This is a genomic window from Nesterenkonia rhizosphaerae (genome assembly GCF_039544555.1).
In the GTDB taxonomy this organism is placed as follows: Bacteria; Actinomycetota; Actinomycetes; order Actinomycetales; family Micrococcaceae; genus Nesterenkonia; species Nesterenkonia rhizosphaerae.
In genome coordinates this window covers 60,868-84,880 of sequence record NZ_BAABLW010000001.1, presented here as the reverse complement: position 1 = coordinate 84,880, position 24,013 = coordinate 60,868, and the positions used below count along the sequence as shown (strand labels likewise).

General features: G+C 63.7%; 27 protein-coding genes. 19 read left to right on the top strand and 8 right to left on the bottom strand.

What is annotated here, in order from left to right; all coding sequences use genetic code 11:
- Positions 1-4 precede the first annotated feature (4 nt).
- Together ABEA23_RS00375 and arsB are read right to left on the bottom strand one after the other, a co-directional pair.
- On the bottom strand, positions 5-451 hold the full coding sequence (locus ABEA23_RS00375) for an arsenate reductase ArsC (protein ID WP_345476161.1): 447 nt from the start codon (positions 449-451) through the stop codon (positions 5-7).
- The gene (arsB, locus tag ABEA23_RS00370) at positions 448-1,593 is read right to left on the bottom strand and encodes an ACR3 family arsenite efflux transporter (protein WP_345476160.1); all 1,146 of its coding nucleotides are present in this window, start codon (positions 1,591-1,593) and stop codon (positions 448-450) included. Before arsB ends, ABEA23_RS00375 begins: the two co-directional genes overlap by 4 nt.
- Before the next feature lie 116 nt (positions 1,594-1,709).
- Between arsB and ABEA23_RS00365 the strand changes: the two genes are divergently transcribed.
- Positions 1,710-2,063: an ArsR/SmtB family transcription factor gene (locus ABEA23_RS00365; protein WP_345476159.1), complete on the top strand. Its 354-nt coding sequence runs from the start codon at positions 1,710-1,712 to the stop codon at positions 2,061-2,063.
- The gene (locus tag ABEA23_RS00360) at positions 2,060-2,485 is read left to right on the top strand and encodes an arsenate-mycothiol transferase ArsC (RefSeq protein ID WP_345476158.1); all 426 of its coding nucleotides are present in this window, start codon (positions 2,060-2,062) and stop codon (positions 2,483-2,485) included. Before ABEA23_RS00365 ends, ABEA23_RS00360 begins: the two co-directional genes overlap by 4 nt.
- A 27-nt stretch (positions 2,486-2,512) precedes the next feature.
- On the opposite strand, the gene ABEA23_RS00355 is transcribed toward ABEA23_RS00360, so the two are convergent.
- Complete coding sequence (locus ABEA23_RS00355) at positions 2,513-3,154, bottom strand: M23 family metallopeptidase (protein WP_345476157.1); 642 nt, start codon at positions 3,152-3,154, stop codon at positions 2,513-2,515.
- A gap of 472 nt (positions 3,155-3,626) precedes the next feature.
- Between ABEA23_RS00355 and rpsB the strand changes: the two genes are divergently transcribed.
- The 7 genes from rpsB to ABEA23_RS00320 all read left to right on the top strand — a co-directional run bounded on the left by rpsB (position 3,627) and on the right by ABEA23_RS00320 (position 8,906).
- The gene (gene rpsB / locus ABEA23_RS00350) at positions 3,627-4,460 is read left to right on the top strand and encodes a 30S ribosomal protein S2 (protein ID WP_044494485.1); all 834 of its coding nucleotides are present in this window, start codon (positions 3,627-3,629) and stop codon (positions 4,458-4,460) included.
- Between the two features lie 30 nt (positions 4,461-4,490).
- Positions 4,491-5,330: a translation elongation factor Ts gene (gene tsf / locus ABEA23_RS00345; RefSeq protein WP_260072125.1), complete on the top strand. Its 840-nt coding sequence runs from the start codon at positions 4,491-4,493 to the stop codon at positions 5,328-5,330.
- 162 nt (positions 5,331-5,492) lie between these two features.
- Positions 5,493-6,212, top strand: coding sequence for a UMP kinase (gene pyrH / locus ABEA23_RS00340; protein WP_260072126.1), 720 nt, complete (start codon positions 5,493-5,495; stop codon positions 6,210-6,212).
- A gap of 68 nt (positions 6,213-6,280) precedes the next feature.
- Positions 6,281-6,838: a ribosome recycling factor gene (gene frr, locus ABEA23_RS00335; RefSeq protein WP_260072127.1), complete on the top strand. Its 558-nt coding sequence runs from the start codon at positions 6,281-6,283 to the stop codon at positions 6,836-6,838.
- Positions 6,839-6,844: 6 nt separating this feature from the next.
- Complete coding sequence (locus ABEA23_RS00330; RefSeq protein WP_345476156.1) at positions 6,845-7,774, top strand: phosphatidate cytidylyltransferase; 930 nt, start codon at positions 6,845-6,847, stop codon at positions 7,772-7,774.
- Positions 7,775-7,776: 2 nt separating this feature from the next.
- Positions 7,777-8,337: a DivIVA domain-containing protein gene (locus ABEA23_RS00325; protein WP_049897494.1), complete on the top strand. Its 561-nt coding sequence runs from the start codon at positions 7,777-7,779 to the stop codon at positions 8,335-8,337.
- Positions 8,338-8,450: 113 nt separating this feature from the next.
- Entirely contained in the window at positions 8,451-8,906 is a 456-nt protein-coding gene (locus ABEA23_RS00320) for a DUF4260 domain-containing protein (RefSeq protein ID WP_345476155.1), read from the top strand.
- On the opposite strand, the gene ABEA23_RS00315 is transcribed toward ABEA23_RS00320, so the two are convergent.
- From ABEA23_RS00315 to ABEA23_RS00305, 3 genes are all read right to left on the bottom strand, one after another.
- Positions 8,876-9,880: a Gfo/Idh/MocA family protein gene (locus ABEA23_RS00315; RefSeq protein WP_345476154.1), complete on the bottom strand. Its 1,005-nt coding sequence runs from the start codon at positions 9,878-9,880 to the stop codon at positions 8,876-8,878. The genes ABEA23_RS00320 and ABEA23_RS00315 overlap by 31 nt on opposite strands.
- A gap of 282 nt (positions 9,881-10,162) precedes the next feature.
- A complete protein-coding gene (locus ABEA23_RS00310; RefSeq protein ID WP_260072130.1) occupies positions 10,163-11,824 on the bottom strand; it encodes a solute symporter family protein in 1,662 nt (553 codons plus the stop codon).
- Positions 11,821-12,183, bottom strand: a complete 363-nt coding sequence (locus ABEA23_RS00305) for a DUF485 domain-containing protein (RefSeq protein WP_345476153.1) — start codon at positions 12,181-12,183, stop codon at positions 11,821-11,823. Before ABEA23_RS00305 ends, ABEA23_RS00310 begins: the two co-directional genes overlap by 4 nt.
- Positions 12,184-12,424: 241 nt before the next feature.
- On the opposite strand from ABEA23_RS00305, the gene ABEA23_RS00300 reads away from it, so the two are divergent.
- The 4 genes from ABEA23_RS00300 to ABEA23_RS00285 are packed head-to-tail and all read left to right on the top strand — an operon-like array spanning position 12,425 to position 15,724.
- Positions 12,425-13,162 carry a sensor histidine kinase gene (locus ABEA23_RS00300; protein WP_345476152.1) on the top strand — a complete coding sequence of 246 codons (738 nt, stop codon included), beginning with the start codon at positions 12,425-12,427 and terminating at the stop codon, positions 13,160-13,162.
- The gene (locus tag ABEA23_RS00295; protein ID WP_345476151.1) at positions 13,159-13,869 is read left to right on the top strand and encodes a LytR/AlgR family response regulator transcription factor; all 711 of its coding nucleotides are present in this window, start codon (positions 13,159-13,161) and stop codon (positions 13,867-13,869) included. The genes ABEA23_RS00300 and ABEA23_RS00295 overlap by 4 nt, the downstream gene beginning before the upstream one ends.
- Positions 13,866-14,276: a hypothetical protein gene (locus tag ABEA23_RS00290; RefSeq protein ID WP_345476150.1), complete on the top strand. Its 411-nt coding sequence runs from the start codon at positions 13,866-13,868 to the stop codon at positions 14,274-14,276. The genes ABEA23_RS00295 and ABEA23_RS00290 overlap by 4 nt, the downstream gene beginning before the upstream one ends.
- Complete coding sequence (locus tag ABEA23_RS00285; protein WP_345476149.1) at positions 14,273-15,724, top strand: sodium/solute symporter; 1,452 nt, start codon at positions 14,273-14,275, stop codon at positions 15,722-15,724. Before ABEA23_RS00290 ends, ABEA23_RS00285 begins: the two co-directional genes overlap by 4 nt.
- 46 nt (positions 15,725-15,770) lie before the next feature.
- On the opposite strand, the gene ABEA23_RS00280 is transcribed toward ABEA23_RS00285, so the two are convergent.
- The gene (locus ABEA23_RS00280) at positions 15,771-17,090 is read right to left on the bottom strand and encodes an MFS transporter (protein ID WP_345476148.1); all 1,320 of its coding nucleotides are present in this window, start codon (positions 17,088-17,090) and stop codon (positions 15,771-15,773) included.
- Positions 17,091-17,188: 98 nt separating this feature from the next.
- Here ABEA23_RS00280 and ABEA23_RS00275 point away from each other — a divergent pair, with 98 nt between their 5' ends.
- Together ABEA23_RS00275 and ABEA23_RS00270 are read left to right on the top strand one after the other, a co-directional pair.
- On the top strand, positions 17,189-17,830 hold the full coding sequence (locus ABEA23_RS00275; RefSeq protein ID WP_345476147.1) for a winged helix-turn-helix domain-containing protein: 642 nt from the start codon (positions 17,189-17,191) through the stop codon (positions 17,828-17,830).
- Positions 17,831-18,385: a GNAT family N-acetyltransferase gene (locus ABEA23_RS00270; protein WP_345476146.1), complete on the top strand. Its 555-nt coding sequence runs from the start codon at positions 17,831-17,833 to the stop codon at positions 18,383-18,385.
- Between the two features lie 96 nt (positions 18,386-18,481).
- Here ABEA23_RS00270 and ABEA23_RS00265 read toward each other — a convergent pair whose 3' ends face one another.
- Positions 18,482-18,952, bottom strand: coding sequence for a GNAT family N-acetyltransferase (locus ABEA23_RS00265; protein WP_345476145.1), 471 nt, complete (start codon positions 18,950-18,952; stop codon positions 18,482-18,484).
- A gap of 153 nt (positions 18,953-19,105) precedes the next feature.
- On the opposite strand from ABEA23_RS00265, the gene dxr reads away from it, so the two are divergent.
- Genes dxr through ABEA23_RS00245 form a run of 4 tightly spaced genes read left to right on the top strand, consistent with a single transcriptional unit; the run spans position 19,106 to position 23,938 of the window.
- Positions 19,106-20,368, top strand: coding sequence for a 1-deoxy-D-xylulose-5-phosphate reductoisomerase (dxr, locus tag ABEA23_RS00260; RefSeq protein WP_345476144.1), 1,263 nt, complete (start codon positions 19,106-19,108; stop codon positions 20,366-20,368).
- Positions 20,365-21,852, top strand: coding sequence for a M50 family metallopeptidase (locus ABEA23_RS00255; protein WP_345476143.1), 1,488 nt, complete (start codon positions 20,365-20,367; stop codon positions 21,850-21,852). Before dxr ends, ABEA23_RS00255 begins: the two co-directional genes overlap by 4 nt.
- A 45-nt stretch (positions 21,853-21,897) precedes the next feature.
- A complete protein-coding gene (gene ispG, locus ABEA23_RS00250) occupies positions 21,898-23,064 on the top strand; it encodes a flavodoxin-dependent (E)-4-hydroxy-3-methylbut-2-enyl-diphosphate synthase (protein WP_260072137.1) in 1,167 nt (388 codons plus the stop codon).
- Positions 23,039-23,938, top strand: coding sequence for a GNAT family N-acetyltransferase (locus tag ABEA23_RS00245; RefSeq protein ID WP_345476142.1), 900 nt, complete (start codon positions 23,039-23,041; stop codon positions 23,936-23,938). The genes ispG and ABEA23_RS00245 overlap by 26 nt, the downstream gene beginning before the upstream one ends.
- Positions 23,939-24,013: the final 75 nt, after the last annotated feature.

The window sequence follows — 24,013 nt, the reverse complement described above, 5'->3', positions numbered from 1 at the left end:
CTGTTCAGACCGATGTGGCGGTGCTCTGCGTCTCTACGCCGAACTCGGCAAGCAGCGCTATCACTCGAGTTTTGATGTCATCCCGGATGTCACGCACAGTCTCGATGCCCTGTCCGGCCGGGTCATCCAGCTGCCAGTCCTCATAGCGCTTGCCGGGGTAGTACGGGCAGTCATCGCCGCATCCCATAGTGATGACAGCATCGGATTCCTGAAGCATGTCTGCGGAGAGCTCATTAGTGCCCCGCCCGGCGATGTCGATACCCAGCTCGGACATGGCCTGAACAGCGACGGGATTGACCTCGTCCGCGGGCTGAGTGCCGCCTGAATAGACCCGAACTCGATCTCCACCGAGGTGACGCATGAACGCGGCAGCCATCTGGGAGCGGCCAGCATTGTGTACGCAGACGAATGTGACGGTGGGGACGTGCGGAGTCTCGGATGCGGGGATCATGGCTTCTCCTCATATGAGTCGAATTGGGCAGATGAGTGGGCAAGTTCTGGAGTCCTCGCCGGTAGCGCCGAGTGGTGTGGATTGCGGAAGAAGCGGCGGGACCATAGAGCGACATAGACCAGGGCCACCAGAACCGGCACCTCAATGAGCGGACCGACCACTCCTGCCAGGGCTTGGCCTGAGGTGGCGCCGAAGGTCGCGATGGCCACGGCGATGGCCAGCTCAAAGTTGTTCCCGGCAGCAGTGAAGGCCAGCGTTGTGGAGCGCTCGTAGCCCATGTTCAGCAGGCCGCCAATGCCCAGACTCACAGCGAATGTGAGGAGGAAATAGATCAGCAGGGGCAGGGCAATCCGGGCCACATCCAGCGGTCGCGCCAAGACCTGATCGCCCTGCAGGGCAAAGAGCATGACGATGGTGAACAGCAGCCCATACAGCGCCCAGGGGCCAAGCTTGGGCAGCAGGGTGTCTTCGTACCACTGGCGGCCGCGGCGTCGTTCTCCGATGGTGCGGGTGAGGAATCCAGCAGCAAGTGGGATGCCCAGGAAGACCAGAACGGAGAGGGTAATGGCCCAGATGCTGAATTCTGCGCTGGTGGTTTCCAGCCCCAGCCAGGTCGGCAGGACCTGTAAGTAGAACCAGCCCAGTACCCCGAACATGAAGACCTGGAAGACCGAGTTGATGGCTACCAGCACAGCGGCTGCTTCTCGGTCGCCGCAGGCCAGGTCATTCCAGATCAGCACCATCGCTATGCAGCGCGCCAGGCCCACAATGATCAGCCCGGTGCGGTACTCCGGAAGATCCGCCAGAAAAATCCAAGCCAGAGCGAACATGAACGCCGGTGCAAGCAGCCAGTTGATGACCAGTGAGGTGATCAGCAGCTTCTTATCGCGCAGAACAAGGTGGGATTCCGAGTACCGGACCTTGGCCAGTACTGGATACATCATCAGTAACAGGCCCAGCGCGATGGGCACCGAGACTCCAGCGACCTCCACCTGGTGAAGCAGGGCGCCAACTCCAGGTGCCAGGACCGCCAGCAGTAGACCAAGTCCCATGGCACCGAGAATCCAAACGGGCAGGAACCTGTCAAGCAGGGACAACCTGCCGGTTACCGAGGCGGGTGCAGGAAGAGCGGGTGCAGTCACCACGAGCCTTTCATTGACGATGATCGATATAGAAGAGAGTATGGTGTTTGATCGAAGAACGTCAATATACTGAGCCAGTGGAACTGCTCGTGACAAGCTCAACAGAAGGAGGCCCGATGACCGCCGTCGATGACTGTTGTTCGCCGGATCCCAGTGCTGCTCCTCTTGAGTCTGAACAGGCCGCGGACCTGGCAAGCCGGATCAAAGCACTGGCTGACCCGAACCGGCTGACTATTCTGTCCCTTATTGCCGCCGGTGAGAATGCGGAAGCCTGCGTCTGTGATCTGACCGGTCCGCTGGGTCTGGGACAGCCCACGGTTTCACATCACTTGAAGATCCTTGTCGACGCCGGGCTGCTGACTCGTGAGCGCCGCGGCACCTGGTCGTACTACTCCGTAGTGCCCGGGGCTGTTGAATCTCTTGCTGCTGATCTCACCTCGGTGTCCCTTACTACTAGGAGTAACTCGTGAATCCCCGGAAGCCTGCGGTCCTCTTTGTATGCGTCAAGAACGGCGGCAAGTCACAGATGGCGGCGGGCCTGATGCTTAAAGAACTCACAGATCAAGGACGACCCGACGCTGTGGACATCTCATCCGCCGGGACACTGCCCGGGAAGCAGATCAACGCGCTCTCCGCAGAGGTGCTCAATGAAGTGGGCGTGGACATCACCGGGCAGAGGCCGACGCAGCTGACCGAAGAAGCCATGCTCGACGCCGGGCACGTGGTGGTCCTCGGGGCTGAGGCCAAGGTGCCAGAACTAGAAGGTGTGACCGTGGAGCGTTGGATCACCGATGAGCCCTCGGAGCGCGGAATCGAGGGTCGGGAGCGGATGGAGCTGGTTCGCGATGACATCCAACGCCACGTCAAAGAACTCGTCGCCCGGCTTGCCTGATCTGGATCCCTGCCAGGAGTGGGGCCCTTATGGCGGTCCTGGGGAACTCAGTGGCAGCAGCACCGAAGGTTCGAGCTCACCGAGCAGCAGCAGCGGATTGATGTAGTCACCGTGGTGGCGCACACCCCAGTGCAGACAGGGCTGGGCGGGCTTATGTTCGTCGGTGCAGTGATCAGAGCCGTCCTCGTAGGTTCCCAAGGCGGCGATGACATCACCGGCACTGACTTCATCACCCACGACGAGGTCTGAGACCACCGGTTCAAAGGAGCTGATGTACCCGGCTCCGTGATCGATACTGAGCACCTTGCGATTGACCACCACCCCGGAGAAGCTCACCACCCCATCGGTGGGGGAGCGGACCTCTCCGCCAGTGGTCATAGCCAGATCCACTCCTCGATGACCTGCCGCCCATGGAGCCGGTGGGGCGGCGAACTCACGGACCACCTGGCCCGCTGCTGGGTGACGCCACTCCGAACGCTCCCCTTCCTCTACTGGGGCATCCGGCGTCGCTGACGCTGCCGGTGGGAAGCCCAGCAGGGTCAGCGACGCCAGCAGGACCAGCAGCACTTGGCGGGACCGCGGCCACCACAGGATCGGCCGGCCAGCAGCCGGGAACGGCGTCAGGGTCAAGCCCTCAGGGCAGGTGCGCGGTGGTGCAGCTGAGTCCATACACCAAGACTGACGAGCCGCCGTCGTCGGTGGGTTCACGAGCAGCCGGACTGTGAGGGCATCGGCGCGCCGGTTCAAGCTGCCGGGGCTGGGGAAAACTCCCTGGACAGTATTGGGGGCGAGGAGCTGATCAGCTCGCATTCTCCGGTTAGTGGAACCCGCATCTACGCGGTAGACTAAGCACCAGCAGTTGACCTGTGCGCATTTTGCTGTGCCCGCGTCAGCTGACTACGCGCTGTGACTCCCTGCATCAAGCCCACGCTTATGCAGGACGTTCCCACCGGTCCATACACCTGATCCGCTTCGGCTCAGAGTATGTCCGGGAACGGGGCCTTAAGGCCGCGGCACAGCCAGGACTCCGGGAGATCCGGAGAACGGGGAAGCATGTGCTTCCTCAACCCGTAACCGAGAAAAAACTACGCCGGTGCTGCAGGGCCACGCCCTGTTCAAAGCCCGGCCAAGAGAGGACATCATGCCTGTCGTCACCATGCGCCAGCTGCTCGACTCCGGTGTGCACTTCGGCCACCAGACCCGCCGCTGGAACCCCAAGATGAAGCGCTACATCTTCACCGAGCGCAACGGCATCTACATTGTGGACCTGCAGCAGTCGCTGAGCTACATCGACCGCGCCTACGACTTCGTCAAGCAGACTGTCGCCCACGGCGGCACCGTCCTGTTCGTCGGCACCAAGAAGCAGGCCCAGGAGGCCATCGCTGAGCAGGCCACCCGCGTGGGCCAGCCCTACGTGAACCACCGTTGGCTCGGCGGTATGCTCACCAACTTCTCCACCGTCTCCAAGCGCGTCCAGCGCATGAAGGAGCTCGAGGAGATCGACTTCGACGACGTCGCCGGCTCCGGCCACACCAAGAAGGAACTGCTGCTGCTCAAGCGCGAGCTGGAGAAGCTGCAGGCCAACCTCGGTGGTATCCGCAACCTCACCAAGACTCCCTCCGCCCTCTGGGTTGTTGACACCAACAAGGAGCACCTGGCTGTGGATGAGGCCAAGAAGCTGGGCATCCCGGTGGTGGCCATCCTGGACACCAACTGCGATCCCGACGACGTCAACTACCCGATTCCGGGCAACGACGACGCCATCCGCTCCGTGGACCTGCTGACCCGCGTGGTCGCAGACGCAGTCGCTGATGGCCTCATCGCCCGCGATGAGAAGCGCGGCGGCGGCTCCGGCGCAGCTGCTGAGCCGATGGCTGAGTGGGAGCGCGAGCTGCTGGAGCAGCACGCAACTGAGCAGGCAGCTCCTGCTGCTGCTGAGGCTCCCGCCGAGTCCGCTGAGACCACCGAAGCCTGATCCCCCTTTTTACGAGAGGAACGCGAACCTATGGCGAACTACACCGCTGCCGACATCAAGGCCCTGCGCGAGCGCACCGGCGCTGGCATGATGGACGTGAAGAAGGCCCTCGACGAGGCTGAAGGCAACGTCGACAAGGCCATCGAGATCATCCGCATCAAGGGCCTCAAGGGCGCTGCCAAGCGCGAAGGCCGCTCCGCTGTTGAGGGCCTGGTGATCGCCAAGGTCGTCGACGGCACCACCGGCTACCTGCTGGAGGTCAACGCTGAGACTGACTTCGTCGCTAAGTCCGACAAGTTCGTCTCTCTGGCTGAGAAGGTTCTCGACGTCGCCGTCGCCGGCGGCCACGAGACCGTGGAGGCACTGCTGGAGGCCGACGTCGAGGGCAAGAAGCTCTCCGACTTCGTCACCGAAGAAGCCGCCATCCTCGGCGAGAAGGTCGTTGTGCGTCGCCTGGCCAAGGTCACCGGATCCTACGTGGACTCCTACCTGCACAAGACCAGCAAGGACCTGCCTGCACAGGTGGGCGTGCTGGTTGCAGTCGATGCCGACAGCGATGACGCCAAGGGCGCAGCCCACGATGTGGCAGTGCACGCCGCCGCATTCTCCCCGGCCTTCCTGACCCGTGACGAAGTTCCCACTGAGACCGTGGAGAACGAGCGTCGCATCGCCGAGGAGACCGCCAAGGCTGAGGGCAAGCCCGAGCAGGCCCTGCCGAAGATCATCGAAGGCCGCACCAACGCGTACTTCAAGGAGCACGTTCTGGTCGACCAGCCTTTCGCCAAGGATCCCAAGATCTCCGTGGCCAAGGTGCTCGAGACCGCAGGTACCTCCGCAGTGGCGTTCGCACGCTTCCGCGTCGGCTCCTGAACCCCGCTTCGGGTCAGTGTTTAGAATGATCTCTAACGCCTGACCGACTTGAGAGGGGGTGACCACCTTAGAACACAAGGTGGTCACCCCTTTTTCATGCCCAGAATCCACCCCCCCCTCCAGAACCCGCCCCCTCAGCCCGCCCCTGGCGAAAGGAACCTGATGACTGAGACCGCTCCCACCCGCCGTCGCGTCCTGCTCAAACTCTCCGGTGAGGTCTTCGGCGGAGGTTCCGTCGGCGTCGACCCGGCCACTGTCCGGGGAATAGCTGAGCAGATCGCTGCGGTACGCGACCAGGTAGAGGTGTCCGTCGTCGTCGGCGGTGGAAACTTCTTCCGCGGCGCCGAACTCTCCAAAGCCGGTATGGACCGCGCCCGTGCTGACTACATGGGCATGCTGGGCACCGTCATGAACTGCCTGGCGCTGCAGGACTTCCTCGAACAGGCCGAGCAGCCGACCCGCGTGCAGACCGCCATCCACATGGCGCAGGTCGCCGAGCCCTACATTCCGCTGCGCGCAGTGCGCCACATGGAAAAGGGACGGGTCGTGATCTTCGGTGCCGGTGCTGGTATGCCCTACTTCTCCACAGACACCGTCTGCGCCCAGCGCGCCCTGGAGGTAGGCGCCGACATGGTGCTGATGGCTAAGTCCGGAGTCGACGGCGTCTACACCGCTGATCCGCGCAAGGACTCCACCGCCCAGAAGCTTGACCACCTGACTTATGGTGACGCCCTGCGCCGCGATATCCGCGTCATGGACCAGACTGCGATGACCATGTGTAATGACAACAACCTGAATATGCGAGTCTTCGGCATGGAAGGTGAAGGCAACGTCACCCGCGCGCTGCTGGGCGAAGAGCTCGGAACCCTGGTCACGCCGTAAGGGCCCACATAACCTGGCCGCGCGAACACGTAGACTCATCTCAAAGACCCTGACCCAAGGAGACACCTGTGATTGACGAGACCCTTCTCGAAGCTGAGGAGCAGATGGAGCGCACCGTGGAGGCGACCTCCGAGGACTTCGCCACTGTCCGCACCGGCCGAGCCAACCCCTCCCTGTACTCGAAGGTGCTGGTGGACTACTACGGCTCAGCCACTCCGCTGCAGCAGCTGGCCAGCTTCACGGTGCCAGATGCTCGCACCATCCTGATCACCCCCTATGACGTCTCAGCAATGCGCGAGATCGAGAAGTCCCTGTCTGACTCGGAGATCGGTGCCAATCCCTCCAATGACGGTAAGCAGATCCGCATCACTATGCCGGAGCTGACCGAGGAGCGCCGTCGCGAGTACGTCAAGCTCGTCAAGGGCAAGGGCGAAGACCACAAGGTGTCGGTGCGCAACGCCCGCCGTAAGGCTAAGGACACCATCGAGAAGGCTGTCAAGGATGGCGAGATCGGTGAGGACGAAGGCGAGCGCGGCACCAAAGAACTCGAGGCGATGACCAAGAAGTACGTGGAGCGCATCGACGAGATGATCAAACGCAAGGAAGCTGAGCTCCTCGAAGTCTGAGCCTCTATGAGTCAGCACAACGCAGGCAGAGAGACGACGGCGGGGGAGCAGGCCATCAGCGCAGCGCCTGAGGCCCCGCAGCGCACTTCACGCGCCGGACGCAACCTGCCTGCGGCCATCGCCACGGGCGTCGTCCTGCTGGTGCCGGCACTGTTCGGGATCTTCTTCCTGGTGCCGCTGCTGATAGCGGTGTGGGTGGTGCTGCTGTGCATGGGTGTCTGGGAAGTTGCCCGGGCACTGGAGGCCCGTGATGTCCAGCCGGAGCACCGGCTTCGACTGCCCAAGATTCCGCTCTATCTAGGTGCGACGGTCATGCCGATCGCCGCCTACTGGGGCGGTGTTGAGGCGCTGACTCTGGCAATGATGCTCACCGGTGTGGCCATCATGATAGGCGCCGCGCTGTCCCGAGTGCCAGACCCCGGGCGCAGCGTGATGGCCTCACTGTTCGTGGCCTGCTGGGTGCCGTTCCTCATCTCCTTCGCGGTGCTGCTGCTGGCAGCGCCTCAAGGGGACTGGCGGTTGGTGGTCGTGGTGCTGCTGGTGGTCTCCAATGACACCTTCGGCTACATAGCCGGCGTGCTCTTCGGCAAGCACCCGATGGCGCCGAAGATCAGTCCCAAGAAGTCCTGGGAGGGCTTCGCTGGGTCCCTCACTGGCGCCGTCGTCGTTGGAGTGCTCACTTCTTGGCTGATCTTCGATGAGCCGCTCTACATCGGCGCGCTGCTGGCGATTGCTGTGGTGATTGCCGCTACGGCCGGTGACTTCAGTGAATCCATGGTCAAACGTGAACTGGGGATCAAGGACATGTCCGCGGTGCTGCCCGGACACGGCGGTGTGATGGATCGGCTGGATTCGCTGGTCTTCGCCATGCCCACGGCGTTCTTCGTGATTGTGGCGCTTACCGGGGAAACCGGCGGGCTTCCCTTAGGCTTATGAGTATGGCCACCACTTCCACCCCACTGTTTACGCTCCTGTCTGAGAGCGAGCAGGGCTACAACCGCGATGAAGTTGATCAGTTCATGGCGCGTGCCCGGCATGCCTACGACTCCGGTCGCGGAATGGCGCTTTCAGAGATTCGCGAAGCCAGCTTCTCCATGGGCCCTGGCGGCTACAACCCTGCAGAGGTCGACGCCGCCCTGGACCGTCTCGAGGATGCCTTCGCCGGAGCCGAGCGGGACCGGTATATCGAGCAGTACGGCGAGGACGCCTGGTTCGAGCTGCTGCACGAGCGCTCCCAGCCGCTGCGCCGTCGTATGGAACGCGGTGCCGGTGAACGATTCCGTGAGCCCTCCCATGCCGGCGGCATCGGATACCGCAAAGACGAAGTCGACCAGCTGTGCCAGCAGTTGGAGCAGTACCTTGACGGTGAAAACCCGATGAGCGTGGACGAGATCCGCACCATTACTTTCACCTCCGCGACCGGTAGCAACGCCTATGACGAAGCTCAGGTGGATGCGTTCCTGGACAAGATGACGGAGATTATGGCCTCAGTGGGCTAATGCCCTGAGCGGAAGTTGCGGGTCATCCCTACGGGGGATGTTGCGCGAGCATGTGCCGCATAGGTTGTTCTGCGTAGGCAGGGCGCCTGCACCTCTTCCAGAAGGGCATCATCATGGCTCAGCACGCAGCAACGCCGTCCTCGCTGGAAGCTCCGGGAACCGGGGCGCTGGGCTGGCAGCGGCTGGAGAACGCCCTCATCGCCGCTGCTGTGCTGCTGATGCTGTTTGCTGTGGGAGAAGCCTGGTGGTGGCCGCTGGCACTGTTCCTGGTCTTCGATATCTGCGCACTTGGTTATATCGCTGGGGAACGAGTCGGGAGCTTTACCTACAATCTGATCCACAGCTACGCGGGCCCAGCCGCGGTCTGGCTGCTCTACAGCGGGCTGCTGATGGATGGCAAGGACATCAGGTGGCTACTGATCATCGCCGCCAGCTGGACATTCCATATCGGCGTCGACCGTGCCCTGGGGTATGGGCTGAAGCTTGGTCCTTTTACTCACACGCACCTGGGTCGGATCGGACGCTCCACTGAGCGGAACTATCCCAGCGATGGCTCTTCGCCGGGATAGACCACGCCAATCTGGCGGCGAATCTCATCCAGAGTTCCCATGATCTCCACCGAATCAGTCAGCGTGATCAGCTCGCCGTCGAAGTTCCCGCAGGCCACATACTCCTCGGCGGCAATCGCCTGGAACTGCATACCGCGCCCCTGGATATCCGGGGTGAACTCCTCGACGACGGCGCCCGCGGCGTCGTAATGGGTGAAGCCAGCCGAGGTGAACCAGACGCGGTCAATATCGATCCGGCCTGTGGTGCCCACAATATGCGCGGTGTTGTGGCCAGCTGCCCGCGATGAAGCCATCAGGGTGGAGAGGGCGTCGCCGGCATGGCGCATCACCACCGCTACGTCAGTGTCAGCGCCGGTGGGCCCCAGTCGCCCACTGGCTTGGATGCTCTCGGGTGCGCCCAGAATGCTCCAGGCCAGGGAGACCGGGTATACACCTAAGTCCAGCAGGGCCCCGCCGCCCAACGCCAGCGAATTGATGCGATGCTCGGGGTCCTCGTCCAAGTGCTGCATGTGGTCGGCGAAGACCGCGCGGACCTCCCCGATGCCTCCTGCGGCGATGATCTCTCGGATACGGACCATATGCGGCAGATACCGGGTCCACATCGCCTCGGTGACCAGCACCCCGGCAGACTGGGCGGCGCGCTTGAGCTGCTGGGCCTCGGACTTATTCAGCGTGAAGGGTTTCTCCACCAGGGCGTGCTTGCCGTGCTGGATCGCCAGCAGCGCATTGGCGTAGTGCATGGGATGCGGGGTGGCGATGTAGATGATGTCCACCTCGGCATCTGCGGCCAGCTGCTCGTAGGAGCCGTAGCTGCGCGGGATGGTGAACTCCGCTGCGAATCGCTGGGCGGATTCGGCTGACCGTGACCCTACGGCCACGATGTTCAGTCCGGCCAGCTGGGCGTCCTGGACGAAGGCGCGGGCGATGCCGCCGGTGGCCAGGATGCCCCAGCGCAGTGGGTGTCGGAGAGTCATGCCAGCAACCTATCACCAGGTGGTGTGAGTCACACTGGTCTGCCGAGGGCGCTCGCGCTGACTCTGGTCGTTACCCCCAGCGTTCGGTCACGCGTTTTCACTGTATGAGAGGCCCATTTCGACCGAATCTGGCCGAAACTGCCGTCATATCGCGTGACCGAACGGGGTGCGCCCGCGGGACTCTTTAGGTGTGAAGGCCGCGGGACTCTTCAGGTGTGAAGGCCGCGGCCACTGCACGCGGCCGAGAGCCGAGCGCGGCTTGTACGCGCCGCCGGGACAAACTCAGTGATCCACGGCTTTCTCCGCGCCGACTCCGGTCAGCGAGCGAATCTCCATCTCTGCCTGCTTAGCCGGATCTTCGGCCACCTTGGAGGTCACCGAGCCCAGCCAGCCCAGGAAGAAGGCCAGCGGAATGGAGACCAGCCCGGGGTTGGTCAGCGGGTACAGATCCAGCGATCCTTCCGGGAAGAAGCTGGTGGGACGGCCCCACACCACCGGTGAGAAGGCAATCAGCACCAGTGCTGAGATCAGGCCGCCGTACATCGACCACAGTGCACCGCGGGTGGTGAACCGCTTCCAGAACAGTGAGTACAGGATGGTCGGCAGGTTGGCGCTGGCGGCAATGGCGAAGGCCAGGGCCACCAGGAATGCCACATTCTGGCCCTGCGCGCCGATGCCGCCCAGGATCGCCAGAATGCCGACGACGACCACGGTGATCTTGCCGGCCCGCATTTCGCCCTTCTCGTCGAGCTGGCCCTTTTTAATGACCTGGCCGTAGACGTCATGGGCGAAGCTTGCTGAGGCGGTGATGGTCAGTCCGGCCACCACGGCCAGGATGGTGGCGAAGGCCACTGCTGAGATCACGCCCAACAGGAGGGTTCCGCCGAGCTCATAGGCCAATAGCGGCGCTGCCGCGTTCTGTCCGCCGGGGGCCGCCAGGATGGTTTCGTGGTCCAGCAGCGCTGCTGCGCCGTAGCCCAGCACCAGGGTGAACAGGTAGAAGGCACCGATCAGGGCGATGGCCACCACCACGGACTTTCGGGCGTCCTTCGCGGTGGGCACCGTGTAGAAACGGATCAGCACGTGGGGCAGGGCGGCGGTGCCCAGCACCAGAGCGAAGCCCAGGGAGACGAAGTCCAAGCGGGTGAATGCGTCGGCACCGTACTGCAGGCCGGGGCCGAGGATGGCTTCGCCGTCGGGGTGGTTGGTGGCGGCATCGCCCAGCAGCCCGGAGAAGTTGAAGCCGAAGAGCGCCAACACCCAGATGGTCATGACCGCTGAGCCCAGGATCAGCAGGGTGGCCTTGATGATCTGCACGAACGTGGTGCCCTTCATGCCTCCGATGAACACGTAGACGATCATCAGCGCACCGACCACCGCGATCACCAGAGCCTGCCCGGCCCAGGAATCAACACCGATCAGCAGGGCCACAAGTCCACCGGCGCCTGCCATCTGCGGCAGCAGGTAGAACACGCAGACGGCCAGGGTGGTGATGGCCGCGGCGATGCGGACCGGGCGTTGACGCAGCCGGAAGCTGAGCACATCGGCCATGGTGAACTTGCCGGTATTGCGCATCAGCTCCGCCACCAGCAGCAACGCCAGCAGCCATGCCACCAGGAAGCCCACCGCGTAGAGGAAGCCGTCATAGCCGTAGACGGCCACTGCACCGATGACGCCCAGGAAGCTGGCAGCCGAGAGGTAGTCACCGGCAATGGCCGTGCCGTTCTGCGTGCCGGAGAAGCCGCGGCCGCCGGCGTAGAAGTCTGCTGAGGTCTTGGTGGTCCGTGATGCGCGGATAACGAAGTACAGGGTGACCACCACGAACAGCGCGAAGATTCCCAGGTTCACCCAGGGGCTTCCCACGTCGGTGGACAATGTTGCCTCCCCGGAGGCTACCGGCAGCTCACCGGCTGCTGAACGGGTGGAAATGGTCCAGGTGCTCATGCTTTTACCTCCTCAGGCAGTCCGACGCCGGCGGCCTCAAGCTCTTCGCGGATTGCTTTGGACTTGGGGTCCATGCGGGCGTTGGTGTACCAGACGTAGACGGCGGTGATGCCGAAGACCACCACGAAGTTGCTCAGGCCGTAGAGGACTCCGAGGTTCACATTGCCGATCACTTTGATGGTGAACAGTTGCGGGAAGAAGGAGCCCAGCACCACATAGGTGAGGTACCAGAGCAGGAAGAACACGGTCATGGGAAAGGCGAAGCTGCGGTGGGTGCGACGCAGTTCGCGGAAGTCCGCGCGCGCCTGTACCTCTTGGTAGTTCACGTCCGCCCCGCGGTGGTCGTAGGCCGAGGTCATAGGTCCTCCTGCAATAGAAACTCTGGTTGTGGCGCCCATCACATACGAGCGACTTCTAGAGTGTGGCAGGGTTCAGCGCAGTGGTGCCCGGCGGATGATGAGCGGTTCGATAAGCGGCAGCATTCATGCGCCAAACGGCCTTCCTGTGATCCCGCCAACAGCCAGACCGTACACTCGGTGCATGCTCTTCAGGCGAGGCAGGCAGGACCGTAAGGCGACTGTGTCTGTAGTGTCCCCAGAGGTGAATAAGCACATTGCCGACGACGACGCCGCAGCCGCTTCGGCGCAGACAGATCCAGACCAGGCGGATGTCTCCGCCCAGCTCCTTGCCGCTCAGCTGCGCACCCTGCGCGCGCAGATTTCACCGCACTTTCTCTACAACGCACTCAACGCGGTGGCCGCCATCATTCCTATGGATCCGCACCGGGCTCGGGAGCTGCTGCTGGACTTCGCAGACTTCACCCGGTACACCCTCCGCCATGAGGCCGACACGGTTCCGCTTGCCGAAGAGCTGACGGCTGTGGAGCATTACGTCGAGCTTGAGCGTGCCCGCTTCGCTCAGCGGCTGCGCATCAGTCTGCAGATCGCCCCGGAGGTGCTCAACGCGCCCATCCCGCATCTGAGCCTGCAGCCGCTGGTGGAGAACGCCGTACAGCACGGCCTGGGCTCGACCGCAGAAGGAGTGAATGTGCTGATCACTGCCGCGGATGAGGGCACTCATGTGCTGGTTTCGGTGGAGGATGATGGCCCTGGCACTGACCCGGCGCGCCTGGAGCAGCTGTTGGCCGGAGAAGTGCAGGACAAGGACACTCATATCGGGTTGCGTAATGTAGACCTGCGGCTGCGCAGTATCTACGGGCCTTCTGGTGGTCTGACCTGTGAAACGGCGCCGGGTGCGGGGATGCGCGCCTGGTTCCGGGTACCGAAGTTCCACGCTCCGCTGATCGATCACCACACAGCCTTCAGGGGTAGCCGATGAGAGCACCTGCGACACGACCGCTGAGTGTCCTAGTCGTTGATGATGAGCCGCTGGCGGTCAGCCAGATGCGCTGGCTCCTGGAAGCCGAGCAGCAGGCGGCGGTTGTGCATACCGCTGACAGCGCAGCTGCTGCTGAACAGGCGCTGCGTACCGAGCAGATCGATGTCGTGCTCCTGGATATTCATATGCCCGAGACCAGCGGTCTCGAGTTGGCCCGCAGGCTGCGGGACACCCCGGTCATCTTCGTGACCGCTGATGCACAGCCGGCTGTTGAGGCCTTCGAGCTGGAGGCCTGCGACTACCTGCTCAAACCGGTGCGCGCCCAGCGTTTGAGCGAGGCGCTGCGGCGAGCGTCAGCGGCACTGACGGCAGTGCCCCCGGAAGCGCAGCGGATCTCTGTGCTGCAGGGCGACTCCACAGTGCTGGTGGATATCCGCGATATCCGCTGGGTGCAGGCTCATGGCGATTATGCGCGGCTGCACACCGTCAGCGGCTCGTATCTGCTCCGCGCGGCACTCAGTGATCTGGAGCAGCAGTGGGAGGAGCTGGGCTTCCTGCGCATTCACCGCTCTTACTTGGTGAATATCCACCAGGTCCGTCGGCTGCTGCACCGGCAGTCCAAACTCAGTGTTGACCTCGGGGACGTGCACTTAGAAGTCAGCAGGAGGCTGGCCCCGGCCGTGCGGCGGCGTCTGGAGGCCGGGTGAGCAACACCTCGGGGGGCTGTGATGATTCGGCCGCGGAGGTCCGGTTTCAGCAGCTGCGCAGCCGGCGGGCCACCGTGCACGGCCCGCGCGCCGATCCCACCCTTGCCGAGACCATCGGCGACCCGCGCCACGGGATCCTGCGCCAGCAGGAACGGATCCGCAGCGCACAGCGGCTGCGTCGTCGTCAGCTGGTGATTGCGCTGTGCGCCGCTGCTGTCTTAGGTGGCATCTTCGCGCTGGTGTGGGTGCTGGCTGCCTCAGCCAGCGACGCGACCGGTCCGCTGCTGCCGGCAGCAGTGGGATTCGGCGCGATGTTCCTCATGGGACTTGGGGTGCTCCGGGCCATGAGCCGCGCTGAGAAGACGTTCTCCAGTGGGCGCACCGATGCCGCCCGAGGGCCATCATGACTTACACCGCAGTGCTGCTGATCTGCGCGGTGACACTGGCGCTGGCTTTCTGGGGACTGCGCTTGCGCCGCACCACCGGGGACTTCTACGTGGCCTCCCGGCGGGTGAGCCCGTGGATGAATGCTGCTGCCATCGCCGGAGAGTATCTTTCAGCGGCCAGCTTCCTCGGGGTCATCGGACTCATCGTCTCCGTTGGGGCGCTGGGGCTGTGGCTGCCGCTGGGGTACGCAGCGGGCTTTGTCATGCTGCTGGTATTTGTTGCCGCACCGCTGCGCCGGTCCGGTGCGTATACCCTGCCGGACTTCATGATGCTGCGGTTCCGCTCTGCTGCGCTGCGCAGGATCACCGCGCTCGTAGTGGTGGTGCTGGGTTGGTTCTATGTGGTGCCGCAGCTGCACGGAGCCGCTCTGGTGACAGACTTCGCCACCGCGCTTCCGGGGTGGACCGGTGCTGCCTTGGTGGTGGGGCTCGTGCTTGCCGTGGTGTTATCCGGCGGCATGCGCTCAGTCACTCTGGCCCAGGCGGTGCAGTACTGGATCAAGCTCACGGCATTGCTGATTCCCGCGATCTTCATTGCACTGCGCTGGGACAGTGTGCAGCACACAGCCAGCGGCGGAGGAGCAGGCGCTGCCAGTGGGGCGGTCGCATCCCTCAGCGAGCAGTTGCCGGGGGATCCGCTGGTGGTCTTCTCGCTCGTGCTGGCCCTGAGTCTTGGGGCGCTGGGGCTGCCCCATGTGTTGGTGCGCTTCTATACGAATCCGGACGGGGCATCGGCCCGGTCCACGGTGACAGTGCTGCTGGCGCTGTTGGGACTGTTCTACCTCATCACAGTCTTCTTGGGTGTCACCGCAGCTCTGGTACTTCCCGACGACGACGCCGCAGCCGATGCAGATACGGCGCTGCTTCAGTTGCCTGCAGTGCTTTTTGACCCGCTAGCGAGTGATGTTCTTCTGGCGCTGCTGGCGGCGGGAGCTTTCGCAGCATTTCTTTCTACCGCCTCGGGTCTGGTGGTCTCAGTCTCGGCGGTGGTCAGCCAGGAACTCTTCGGCGGCAGTGTGGCAGGCTTTCGCTGGGGCGCGGTGATCGCCGTCGTCGTCCCGGTTCTGCTGACGGTCATGACGGCATCGCTGGGGCTGGCAGGTGCTGTGGCGATGGTCTTTACGATGGCGGCCTCGACCGTGGCGCCGGTGATGCTGCTCGGTATCTGGTGGCAGCGGATGAACTCCGCCGGGGCAGTAGCGGCCATGCTCACTGGCGGGGCTGCCTCCACCGCTGCGCTGCTATCTGGCATTCTCTTCTTCGGCAGCGATGCACCGGTGCTGCTGGCTTATCCCGGAGTATGGAGCATTCCGCTGGCTTTCTGCGTGGCAGTGACCGTGAGCCTGGCGACTGCCCCGATGCCCAGCGCGGCGGCGGTGGTGGCGCGACTCCACCTGCCCGAGGGTTAGTGAAGTCCGGGCAGTGAGGTCCGCGCCGGGGGTGTAGACAAGCAGTTCACTGGTCTACTTCAAGGGCGTCGACGTCGCGCTGACGCACAGTCAGTATGGGATACATCAAAGCGGCGCCCAGGACGGCGGCCACCGCAATATGCAGTACAGCGAACCCGAAGACCTCCGCTACCAGCCCGCCGGCCAGCGCTCCGACTGGGGCCAGCCCGGAGGAGAACGTCTGGGCAGTGCCGCTGAATCTGCCCAGCATCCGCCCGGGCACCAGCTTCTGGGCCAGGGTCATAGCGATGACATTGCCTACGGTGAGCGAATAGCCCAGCAGCAGCATCACGACCACCATGACCCAGGGGCCAGGCCAGATCACCTGGATGATCAGCAGAAACGGCATGCACCAGAAGCCGATCATCATCAGCGGGAAGTCCGGAAGCAGCTTCAGTAACTGGCTGATGGTCAGTGTGGCGGTGACGGCACCGACAGCCATCACTGTGAAGTACAGCGGGAAGACCTCTGCAGGTACACCGATTGGTGAGTCTGGCCCGGTCATCCACAGCACAAAGACGGCGAAGTAGGCAGCGCTGGCGAAGTTTGCCACCAGGGACATGGTGAAAATCGGACGCAGGACCCGGTGGGTCAGGATGAAGCGCAGGCCTTCGCGGATATCCCGCGCAGCTTTGATGATGCCGCGGGTGTGGTCGTCGGCTCCTGGCTCTTCCTGCGGGGCGCGGAAGCTCCGGCCGCGCAGCCCTGACCACAGCAGCAGGACGGCGAGGATGCCGAAGAGGCCCGGAACGCCGAAGATCCAGAAGGACCCGGCCAGCACCAGTACCGCCGCGATGGGTGCACCGACTATGTCCTCGAAGACGAACGTTGCGCCCTGGATCCGGCTGTTGGCGGTGGCCAGCAGCGGGCGCGGTGCCACCTGGGGCACCATGGCACTGTTGGCTGCAGCAATGAACACTCCACCCAACGCATAGAGGAGCATCAGTACCGCCAGTGCCCAGACCGTGAGGTTGCCGGTCAGTGCCACTGCGGTGGCTCCGAACACGAGTCCGGTGCGGGCTCCCATGGTGATCAGGCGCAAGCGACGCCGGTCGGTCCTGTCCACCACCAGGCCTGCCAGGATGCCGATGAGTGCCGGCAGCTGGGTGGCCGCGGAGATGATGGAGATCTCCTGCGGTGAATCCGTGAGCGTGGCGGCCACCAACGGCACCCCGGCCATGAGAATGCCTCCGGCCATGGCGTTGAGTGCAACGGTGCCCAGGTGGATGCGGAAGTCGCGGCCCAGTGTGGGCGCTGCAGTGTCTTCGGCGGGGGATGGGGTTTCAGCAGGGATGCTGGGGGAGGGTGTGGCGGAATCCTGCGGCATGGTGGTGTACTCCGTAGACTAGTGCCAAGAAAGGCTTGCAGAGATTACTTTGCAAGTGGTTGTCTGCAAGCATACGAGTGCAAAGGTTCTCCTGCAATATGTCTGAACCCCGTTCCATCGAACCCCGTTCCACCACCGAACGCTTCGCGGCAGAGCCGCGGATCACCGATGTCCAGACGCTGAAGGCGTTCACGCACCCGCTGCGCATGCGCATCATCGAGTACCTCAACGACCGGGACGCAGCCACCTCCACCACCCTGGCTAAGCATCTGGGGGAGTCCACCGGTCAGACCTCGTACCACCTGCGGCAACTGGCCAAATACGGATTCGTCGAAGAGGTGGAGGGCATGGGCACCGCCCGCGAGCGCTGGTGGAAATCCGAGGGCCTCAATATCCCCGCTGAAGAGGTTCAATCCCTCGCCCAGCAGTCCCCGCTGGTGGGAACCCTGGCGGAGCACCAGGTGCGCAACACTGCCGCCCGGCTGCTGGAGTTCTTCCGCCGCATCCCGGAGGAGAAGTCTGAGTGGACCTCTGCTTCTGCGATCACTCAGATCGGCACCCAGCTGACAGTCGATGAGCTGATCGCGCTGCGGGATGAAATCTGGGATGTATGCGAGAAGCACACCGATGCGGCCCAGAAACGCCGCGACGAGGGCGAGACTGAAGGGCGGCGTCGGGTCCGCATCAACTTCGCCGCGTTCCCGCTGCCCCTAGAGGAATCAGAAGACCCAGGAGAGTAGATGTCTGCCGCCCAGCTTCCGCCCTGGCCTCCTGCGCCCCCGCGTTGGGGCAGTGTGCTCCTGCGGCAAGTGCAGGAGAAGGATGTGCCGATGGCGCAGGAGATGTCTGCCGACGCCTATATCCCGCAGATCGGTTCTCTTCCCCCACATGCAGACCACAGGCAGGCGCGGGAATGGGTACAGCGCCAGCAGACCCGGCATGAGCAGGGAATTGGTTTCTCCTTCACGATTGCCGATGCAGGCAGCGATGAGCCGGTCGGCCACTGCGGGCTATGGCTGAAGGAGATCAGTGCCGGGCGAGGATCTGCGGGCTATGCCATTCGCCCTTCGGCCCGGGGGAGAGGACTGGCCGCCGAAGCGCTGCTGGCATTGACCAGCTTCGGCTGGGATATCCCGCTGCTGCACCGCATCGAGCTCTACATCGAGCCCTGGAACACCGGGTCCATACGTACCGCCGAGCAGGCCGGCTATGCGCGCGAAGGTGTGTTGCGCAGTCACCAAGAAATCGGTGGGGTGCGCCGGGACATGCTGCTGTTCGCCGCGGTCCGGCCGTGAGCCTGGCCCTGGCCGTTTAGGGGCGCGGACGTAAAAACCCGCCCGCGCCAGGAGTGCCGGCACAGGCGGGTTCGGGCTAGGTCTTGCAGACCTAGATCAGTTCAGCTGCAGAATCTTTTCGGTCACCACTTCGGCACGCGCATTGGAGAAGACCTGTTCCTCGCCCACCTCGGTGAAGCCGCGGGACTCCAGAATCTTCAGCGAACCCACGTTGTCCACTACCACGCGAGCACGCAGCGGCCGCGGCGTGAACTCGTCCAGGAACAGGTCCATCGCGGTGGTGGTGATGCCCTGGTCCCAGAACTGCTTATCGGTCCAGAACATCACTTCATGGACGTCTCCATCACGGAAAACCGCAATAGAACCGGCAGGCTGGCCATCAGCATCAATAGTGCGCACCAGCGACTTCTCGTCATTGAGAAGCTCGCTCCAGTGGTGATCGAAGATGCTGCGGTCGTTAGGGTTAGTCGGCGCGAACCCGGCCATGTGGGCGGCGTCGGCATCCTGCTGGAAGCGGAAAAATTCGTCCAGGTCGCCAGCGGCGACGTCCCGCAGTGTGATCTTCATAGAAGCTCCTTATGTTCCCGGCTTGCGGCCGGGTACGGCATATTGCTGTGACTCCAGCCTACTCGGAATATCACCTGATTCTTGCTTCCCGTCGAGGCTTAAGGTCACAACGGGATGCCGGGACTGCCTCAATACTGCGCAATAATGGGGCTCATGTCCGCAGCAGCACCTGATCGTCCGCGCCGCATCGCCATCCTCGGCTCCACCGGATCTATCGGCACCCAGGCGCTGCAGGTTATTGCAGCCCACCCGGAGCGCTTTGAGGTGGTGGCATTGGCCGCCGGTTCCAATGCCGAGCTGCTGGCCCGCCAGGTGCAGGCCACCGGCGCCGGCGTCGCCGCAATGTACGACGACGACGCCGCAGCCCAACTGCGCGAAAGACTCACCTCCACAGGGCTGACCGATGTGGAGGTGCTCAGCGGTCCTGATGCCTGCGAGCAGATCGCCGCAGAGGTCCAGGCTGATGTGGTGCTGAATGCCATCACCGGGTCCATTGGCCTGAAACCGACCCTTGCCGCTTTGGGCTCGGGAGCCACCCTGGCACTTGCCAATAAGGAGTCCCTGGTGGTGGGCGGTGCCTTAGTGACTGCGGCCCTGCAGCGTCCAGGGCAGGTGGTCCCTGTGGATTCTGAGCATTCGGCACTGGCTCAGGCGCTGGCTTCAGGCCGGCATGAGCGTGGACTGTGCTCCCCGGTCACCACCGGCTACAGCGAGGTCAGCCGGTTGGTGCTCACTGCATCCGGTGGTCCCTTCCGCGGCTGGAGTGCCGAGCAGCTGGCTGGGGTCAGCCCGCAGCAGGCGCTGAAGCACCCCAACTTCGATATGGGCCTTATGGTCACCACCAACTCCGCCACCATGGTCAACAAGGCCCTGGAGGTCATCGAGGCGCATCTGCTCTTTGATGTGGACTTAGAACGCATTGACGCGGTGATCCACCCCCAGCAGTACATCCACTCGTTGGTGGAATACCAGGATGGGTCCAGCATCGCGCAGGCGGGACCGCCGCGGATGCTGGTGCCCATTGCCTTAGGCCTCTCCTGGCCGGACCGCCTTCAGAAAGTGGATACCGCTATCGACTGGACCCGCGCCATGGACTGGACTTTCGAGCCCCTGGATGACGCAGCATTCCCCGCAGTGAGGCTGGCAAAACAGGCTGCAGCTGCCTCGGCAACGCATATGGCGGTCTACAACGCCGCCAACGAACAGGCCGTTCAAGCCTTCCACTCCGGGGCGCTGGCCTTCCCCGGAATCTTGAAGACCGTCGAGCAGACACTGGCGGCCCACTCCGGTATCGCTGCTTCGCAGACTGATCTGGAGACGGTCCTCGGGGTCGAGGAATGGGCACGGGCGACGGCGAATCAGATCATCAGCTCAGCGGCGCTGACCACCACGACCGGAAGCGGGCAGAAAGCATGACCGCCCTGCTGACCGTCGTCGGAATCCTCATCGTGGTGGTGGGGATCATCGTCTCCGTGGCCCTGCATGAGATCGGGCATCTGCTGCCGGCCAAGCTCTTCAAGGTCCGGGTCACCCAGTACATGGTGGGCTTCGGACCCACTATCTGGTCCACCCGCCGGGGTGAGACCGAATACGGTATCAAAGCCATCCTGCTCGGCGGCTATGTCGCGATGATCGGCATGTACCCGGAACCGGAGAAGAAAGCCGACGACGCCGCCGCTACAGGGGAGGAGCCCGGTGAGCAAAAAGTCACCGAGCCCACTGACTCTTATCTGCGGGAAGTTGGCGCCCAGTATGCTGCCCCGCCCATTGAGCGCAGCGCCGCCGCAGAGCAACTGCCTGATGAAGCTAAGCGCACGGTGGCCTCGCACTCCACCGGACTGTTCCAGCAGATGTCCGCAGAGGCTCGTGAAGTCGCCGCGGAGGAGCTGAAGGAAGGCGATGAGGACCGGCTGTTCTACAAGCTGCCGGCGTGGAAGAAGATCATCGTGATGCTCGGCGGGCCGGCCATGAACGGCCTGCTGGCGCTGGGGCTGACGGCGGGCACTATCTCCCTGCACGGCACCAATGAGGCAGTTCCGCGGGTCACTGAGGTCTATGAATGCGTGGTCTCCGTGCAGGCCTCCGAGTCCGGACGCGATGAATGCACCGCACAGGATCCGCCGGGTCCGGCCTATGAAGCCGGGCTGCGCCCCGGGGACGAGATCATCGAATTCCGTGGCGAACCCATCGAAGAATGGGACGAGCTGACCGCGCTGATCCGCGAGGCCGCCGGCGACTCCAGTCAGCTGGTCTATCTGCGTGACGGCCAGCAGCACACCACCACGCTGACTCCTATCGAGACTGAACGACCGGTGACCGACCGACTCGGCCGGGTCCAGACTGACGCAACTGGTCAGATGATCACCGAGCCGGTGGGCTTCATCGGCATGGGGGCCGATCAGGAGGTCATCCGGCAGCCTCCCTGGGAGGCCGGGCCCATCGTATGGGCGCAGACCGAAGCGGTGGTCGGCGTCGTTGCCACCCTGCCGGTGCGGATGTATGACGTGGCAGTGACCACATTCACCGATGCTGAGCGTGATCCTGACGGACCAGTCTCGGTGGTCGGCGTCGGGCGTATTGCCGGGGAGATCTCTGCCCAGGAGCAAATCCCCTGGGAGTCTCGGCTGGCGACTCTGCTGTCCCTGGTGGCCGGGGTCAACGTGGCGCTGATGGTCTTCAACCTCATCCCGCTGCTGCCCCTTGACGGCGGACATGTGGCCGGTGCGCTGTGGGAGGCGCTGCGCCGTCGGCTGGCGAAGCTGCGGGGCCGGCCTGACCCGGGTCCCTTCGATATTTCGAAGCTGCTGCCGCTGACTTATGTGGTGGCGATTCTGATGTTCGCTATGGGCGGTCTGCTGATGTATGCAGACATTGTGGACCCCATACGCCTCTTCGAGTGACGACGGCGGACAAGCGGGTCCGCGCACGCCGATACACTGGATGACATGACCGCCATCAATCTCGGCATGCCCAGTGCACCTCCGCCGGTCCTCGCCCCGCGGCGCAAGACACGCAACTTCCACGTCGGATCGGTCGGGGTCGGCAGCGACCACCCCATCTCGGTGCAGTCGATGACCACCACCAAGACCCATGACATCAACGCCACGTTGCAGCAGATCGCAGAGCTGACCGCCTCCGGCTGTGACATTGTGCGCGTGGCCTGCCCTACCGATAAGGACGCGCAGGCGCTTCCGATCATCGCGATGAAATCGCAGATCCCGGTGATCGCAGATATCCACTTCCAGCCCAAATACGTCTTCGCCGCCATCGAGGCTGGCTGCGGCGCCGTGCGGGTGAACCCCGGCAATATCCGCCAGTTCGATGACAAGGTCGGCGAGATCGCCAAAGCCGCCAAGGATGCCGGAGTGTCCATCCGCATCGGCGTCAACGCCGGATCCCTGGACAAGCGACTGATGTCCAAATACGGCAAGGCCACCCCGGAGGCGCTGGTGGAGTCCGCCGTCTGGGAAGCGAGCCTCTTTGAAGAGCACGATTTCCATGACTTCAAGATCTCCGTGAAGCACTCTGACCCGGTGGTCATGGTGGAGGCCTATAAGCAGCTGGCCGAACGCGGCGACTGGCCTCTGCACCTGGGTGTGACAGAAGCCGGACCCGCATTCCAGGGGACTATCAAATCCGCTACCGCCTTCGGCGCACTGTTGTCCCAGGGCATCGGTGACACTATCCGCGTCTCGCTCTCTGCACCACCGGCGGAAGAGGTCAAGGTCGGCAACCAGATCCTGGAGTCGCTGAACCTTCGCCCGCGCAAGCTGGAGATTGTCTCCTGCCCCTCCTGCGGGCGTGCCCAGGTGGATGTCTACACTCTGGCTGATGAAGTCACTGCAGGGCTGGAGGGTATGGAGGTTCCGCTGCGCGTTGCCGTGATGGGCTGTGTGGTCAATGGACCCGGTGAAGCCCGCGACGCCGATCTCGGTGTGGCCTCCGGCAACGGCAAGGGCCAGATTTTTGTCAAGGGCGAGGTCATCAAGACTGTGCCCGAGGACCAGATTGTGGAGACCCTGATCGAAGAGGCGAACCGCCTGGCCGAGCAGATGGACCGCGAATCCGGAGAGGACGCTGCTGCCGGTGCCCCTGTGGTCTCCGTCAGCTAACACTCCTACCGCCAAGGTGGCACGTGCCACCGGCGGTGCAGTGCGGGTGCTGAGCCACCAGGACACACCCGCACTGCATAAGCTGCTGGATGCTGATCCAGTAGCCAACGTCACCGTCACTGCCGCCGTGCGGCAGCGCGGCAGCGCCGGTCCTGGCAAAAGCCGTGCCGGTGCGCTGATTCTGGGCGTCGACGGCGCCCAGCCAGGTGAGCTGCAGGCCGCCTGCTGGCTGGGCTCCAACGTGATCCCGGTAGGCGGCGACGCCGCGGACGGAGAGCTTTTCGGGCTCGCAGCCGGGGCCCTGCGGCGTCGAGTCTCCTCCATTTACGGCCGGGCCGAGCCGGTGCTGGCACTTTTTGACGCCACCCGATGGAATAACCACCGCGAAGTTCGGCCCAACCAACCGCTGATGGTGATCACCGGAGCACCCGCCGTCGAACCTTTGCCCGGGGTGCGACCCTCCCGGATGGAGGAGAACGCTGAGGTGGAACGGGCATGTGCGGCGATGTTCACCGAGGAGCTAGGTTTCTCCCCGTACCAGCAGGGCGGCGCTCAGTACCGGGACCGGATCCGCGGGCTGATCCGCAGCGGCCACTCGCTGATCAGCGTTGATGAACCATCCGGGCAGATCATCTTCAAAGCCGAGTTCGGCGCCGTGATTGACGAAGTGGCGCAGATCCAGGGGGTCTGGGTCAACCCGCGCTGGCGTGGTCGCGGACTTGCCGCACCGGGGATGGCGGCGGTAGTCGAATACGGTCTGCAGCTGGCCCCTACGGTCAGTCTCTACGTCAACAGCTGGAATACCCCGGCCCTGCGCACCTATGAGCGCGTGGGCTTCAGATACGACGGCGCCTACGCCACGGTGCTGTTTTAATGGCGGTTGTCCTCGCGGACGCCCTCTCGCTTTACCATGCGGTTTTCACAAAACCATCCCGGATACGGGGCGGTA

Excerpts from the sequence above, each read along its gene's own strand:
- ABEA23_RS00375 (WP_345476161.1), bottom strand. The coding sequence starts at position 451 with ATGATCCCCGCATCCGAGACTCCGCACGTCCCCACCGTCACATTCGTC.
- ispG (WP_260072137.1), top strand. The coding sequence starts at position 21,898 with ATGACCGCCATCAATCTCGGCATGCCCAGTGCACCTCCGCCGGTCCTC.
- pyrH (WP_260072126.1), top strand. The coding sequence starts at position 5,493 with ATGACTGAGACCGCTCCCACCCGCCGTCGCGTCCTGCTCAAACTCTCC.
- ABEA23_RS00285 (WP_345476149.1), top strand. The coding sequence starts at position 14,273 with ATGACTTACACCGCAGTGCTGCTGATCTGCGCGGTGACACTGGCGCTG.
- ABEA23_RS00355 (WP_345476157.1), bottom strand. The coding sequence starts at position 3,154 with ATGGACTCAGCTGCACCACCGCGCACCTGCCCTGAGGGCTTGACCCTG.
- ABEA23_RS00320 (WP_345476155.1), top strand. The coding sequence starts at position 8,451 with ATGGCTCAGCACGCAGCAACGCCGTCCTCGCTGGAAGCTCCGGGAACC.
- rpsB (WP_044494485.1), top strand. The coding sequence starts at position 3,627 with ATGCCTGTCGTCACCATGCGCCAGCTGCTCGACTCCGGTGTGCACTTC.
- dxr (WP_345476144.1), top strand. The coding sequence starts at position 19,106 with ATGTCCGCAGCAGCACCTGATCGTCCGCGCCGCATCGCCATCCTCGGC.
- ABEA23_RS00330 (WP_345476156.1), top strand. The coding sequence starts at position 6,845 with ATGAGTCAGCACAACGCAGGCAGAGAGACGACGGCGGGGGAGCAGGCC.
- ABEA23_RS00295 (WP_345476151.1), top strand. The coding sequence starts at position 13,159 with ATGAGAGCACCTGCGACACGACCGCTGAGTGTCCTAGTCGTTGATGAT.
- ABEA23_RS00310 (WP_260072130.1), bottom strand. The coding sequence starts at position 11,824 with ATGAGCACCTGGACCATTTCCACCCGTTCAGCAGCCGGTGAGCTGCCG.
- ABEA23_RS00265 (WP_345476145.1), bottom strand. The coding sequence starts at position 18,952 with ATGAAGATCACACTGCGGGACGTCGCCGCTGGCGACCTGGACGAATTT.
- ABEA23_RS00315 (WP_345476154.1), bottom strand. The coding sequence starts at position 9,880 with ATGACTCTCCGACACCCACTGCGCTGGGGCATCCTGGCCACCGGCGGC.
- ABEA23_RS00270 (WP_345476146.1), top strand. The coding sequence starts at position 17,831 with ATGTCTGCCGCCCAGCTTCCGCCCTGGCCTCCTGCGCCCCCGCGTTGG.
- ABEA23_RS00280 (WP_345476148.1), bottom strand. The coding sequence starts at position 17,090 with ATGCCGCAGGATTCCGCCACACCCTCCCCCAGCATCCCTGCTGAAACC.
- ABEA23_RS00255 (WP_345476143.1), top strand. The coding sequence starts at position 20,365 with ATGACCGCCCTGCTGACCGTCGTCGGAATCCTCATCGTGGTGGTGGGG.
- ABEA23_RS00275 (WP_345476147.1), top strand. The coding sequence starts at position 17,189 with ATGTCTGAACCCCGTTCCATCGAACCCCGTTCCACCACCGAACGCTTC.
- ABEA23_RS00325 (WP_049897494.1), top strand. The coding sequence starts at position 7,777 with ATGGCCACCACTTCCACCCCACTGTTTACGCTCCTGTCTGAGAGCGAG.
- ABEA23_RS00365 (WP_345476159.1), top strand. The coding sequence starts at position 1,710 with ATGACCGCCGTCGATGACTGTTGTTCGCCGGATCCCAGTGCTGCTCCT.
- tsf (WP_260072125.1), top strand. The coding sequence starts at position 4,491 with ATGGCGAACTACACCGCTGCCGACATCAAGGCCCTGCGCGAGCGCACC.
- ABEA23_RS00305 (WP_345476153.1), bottom strand. The coding sequence starts at position 12,183 with ATGACCTCGGCCTACGACCACCGCGGGGCGGACGTGAACTACCAAGAG.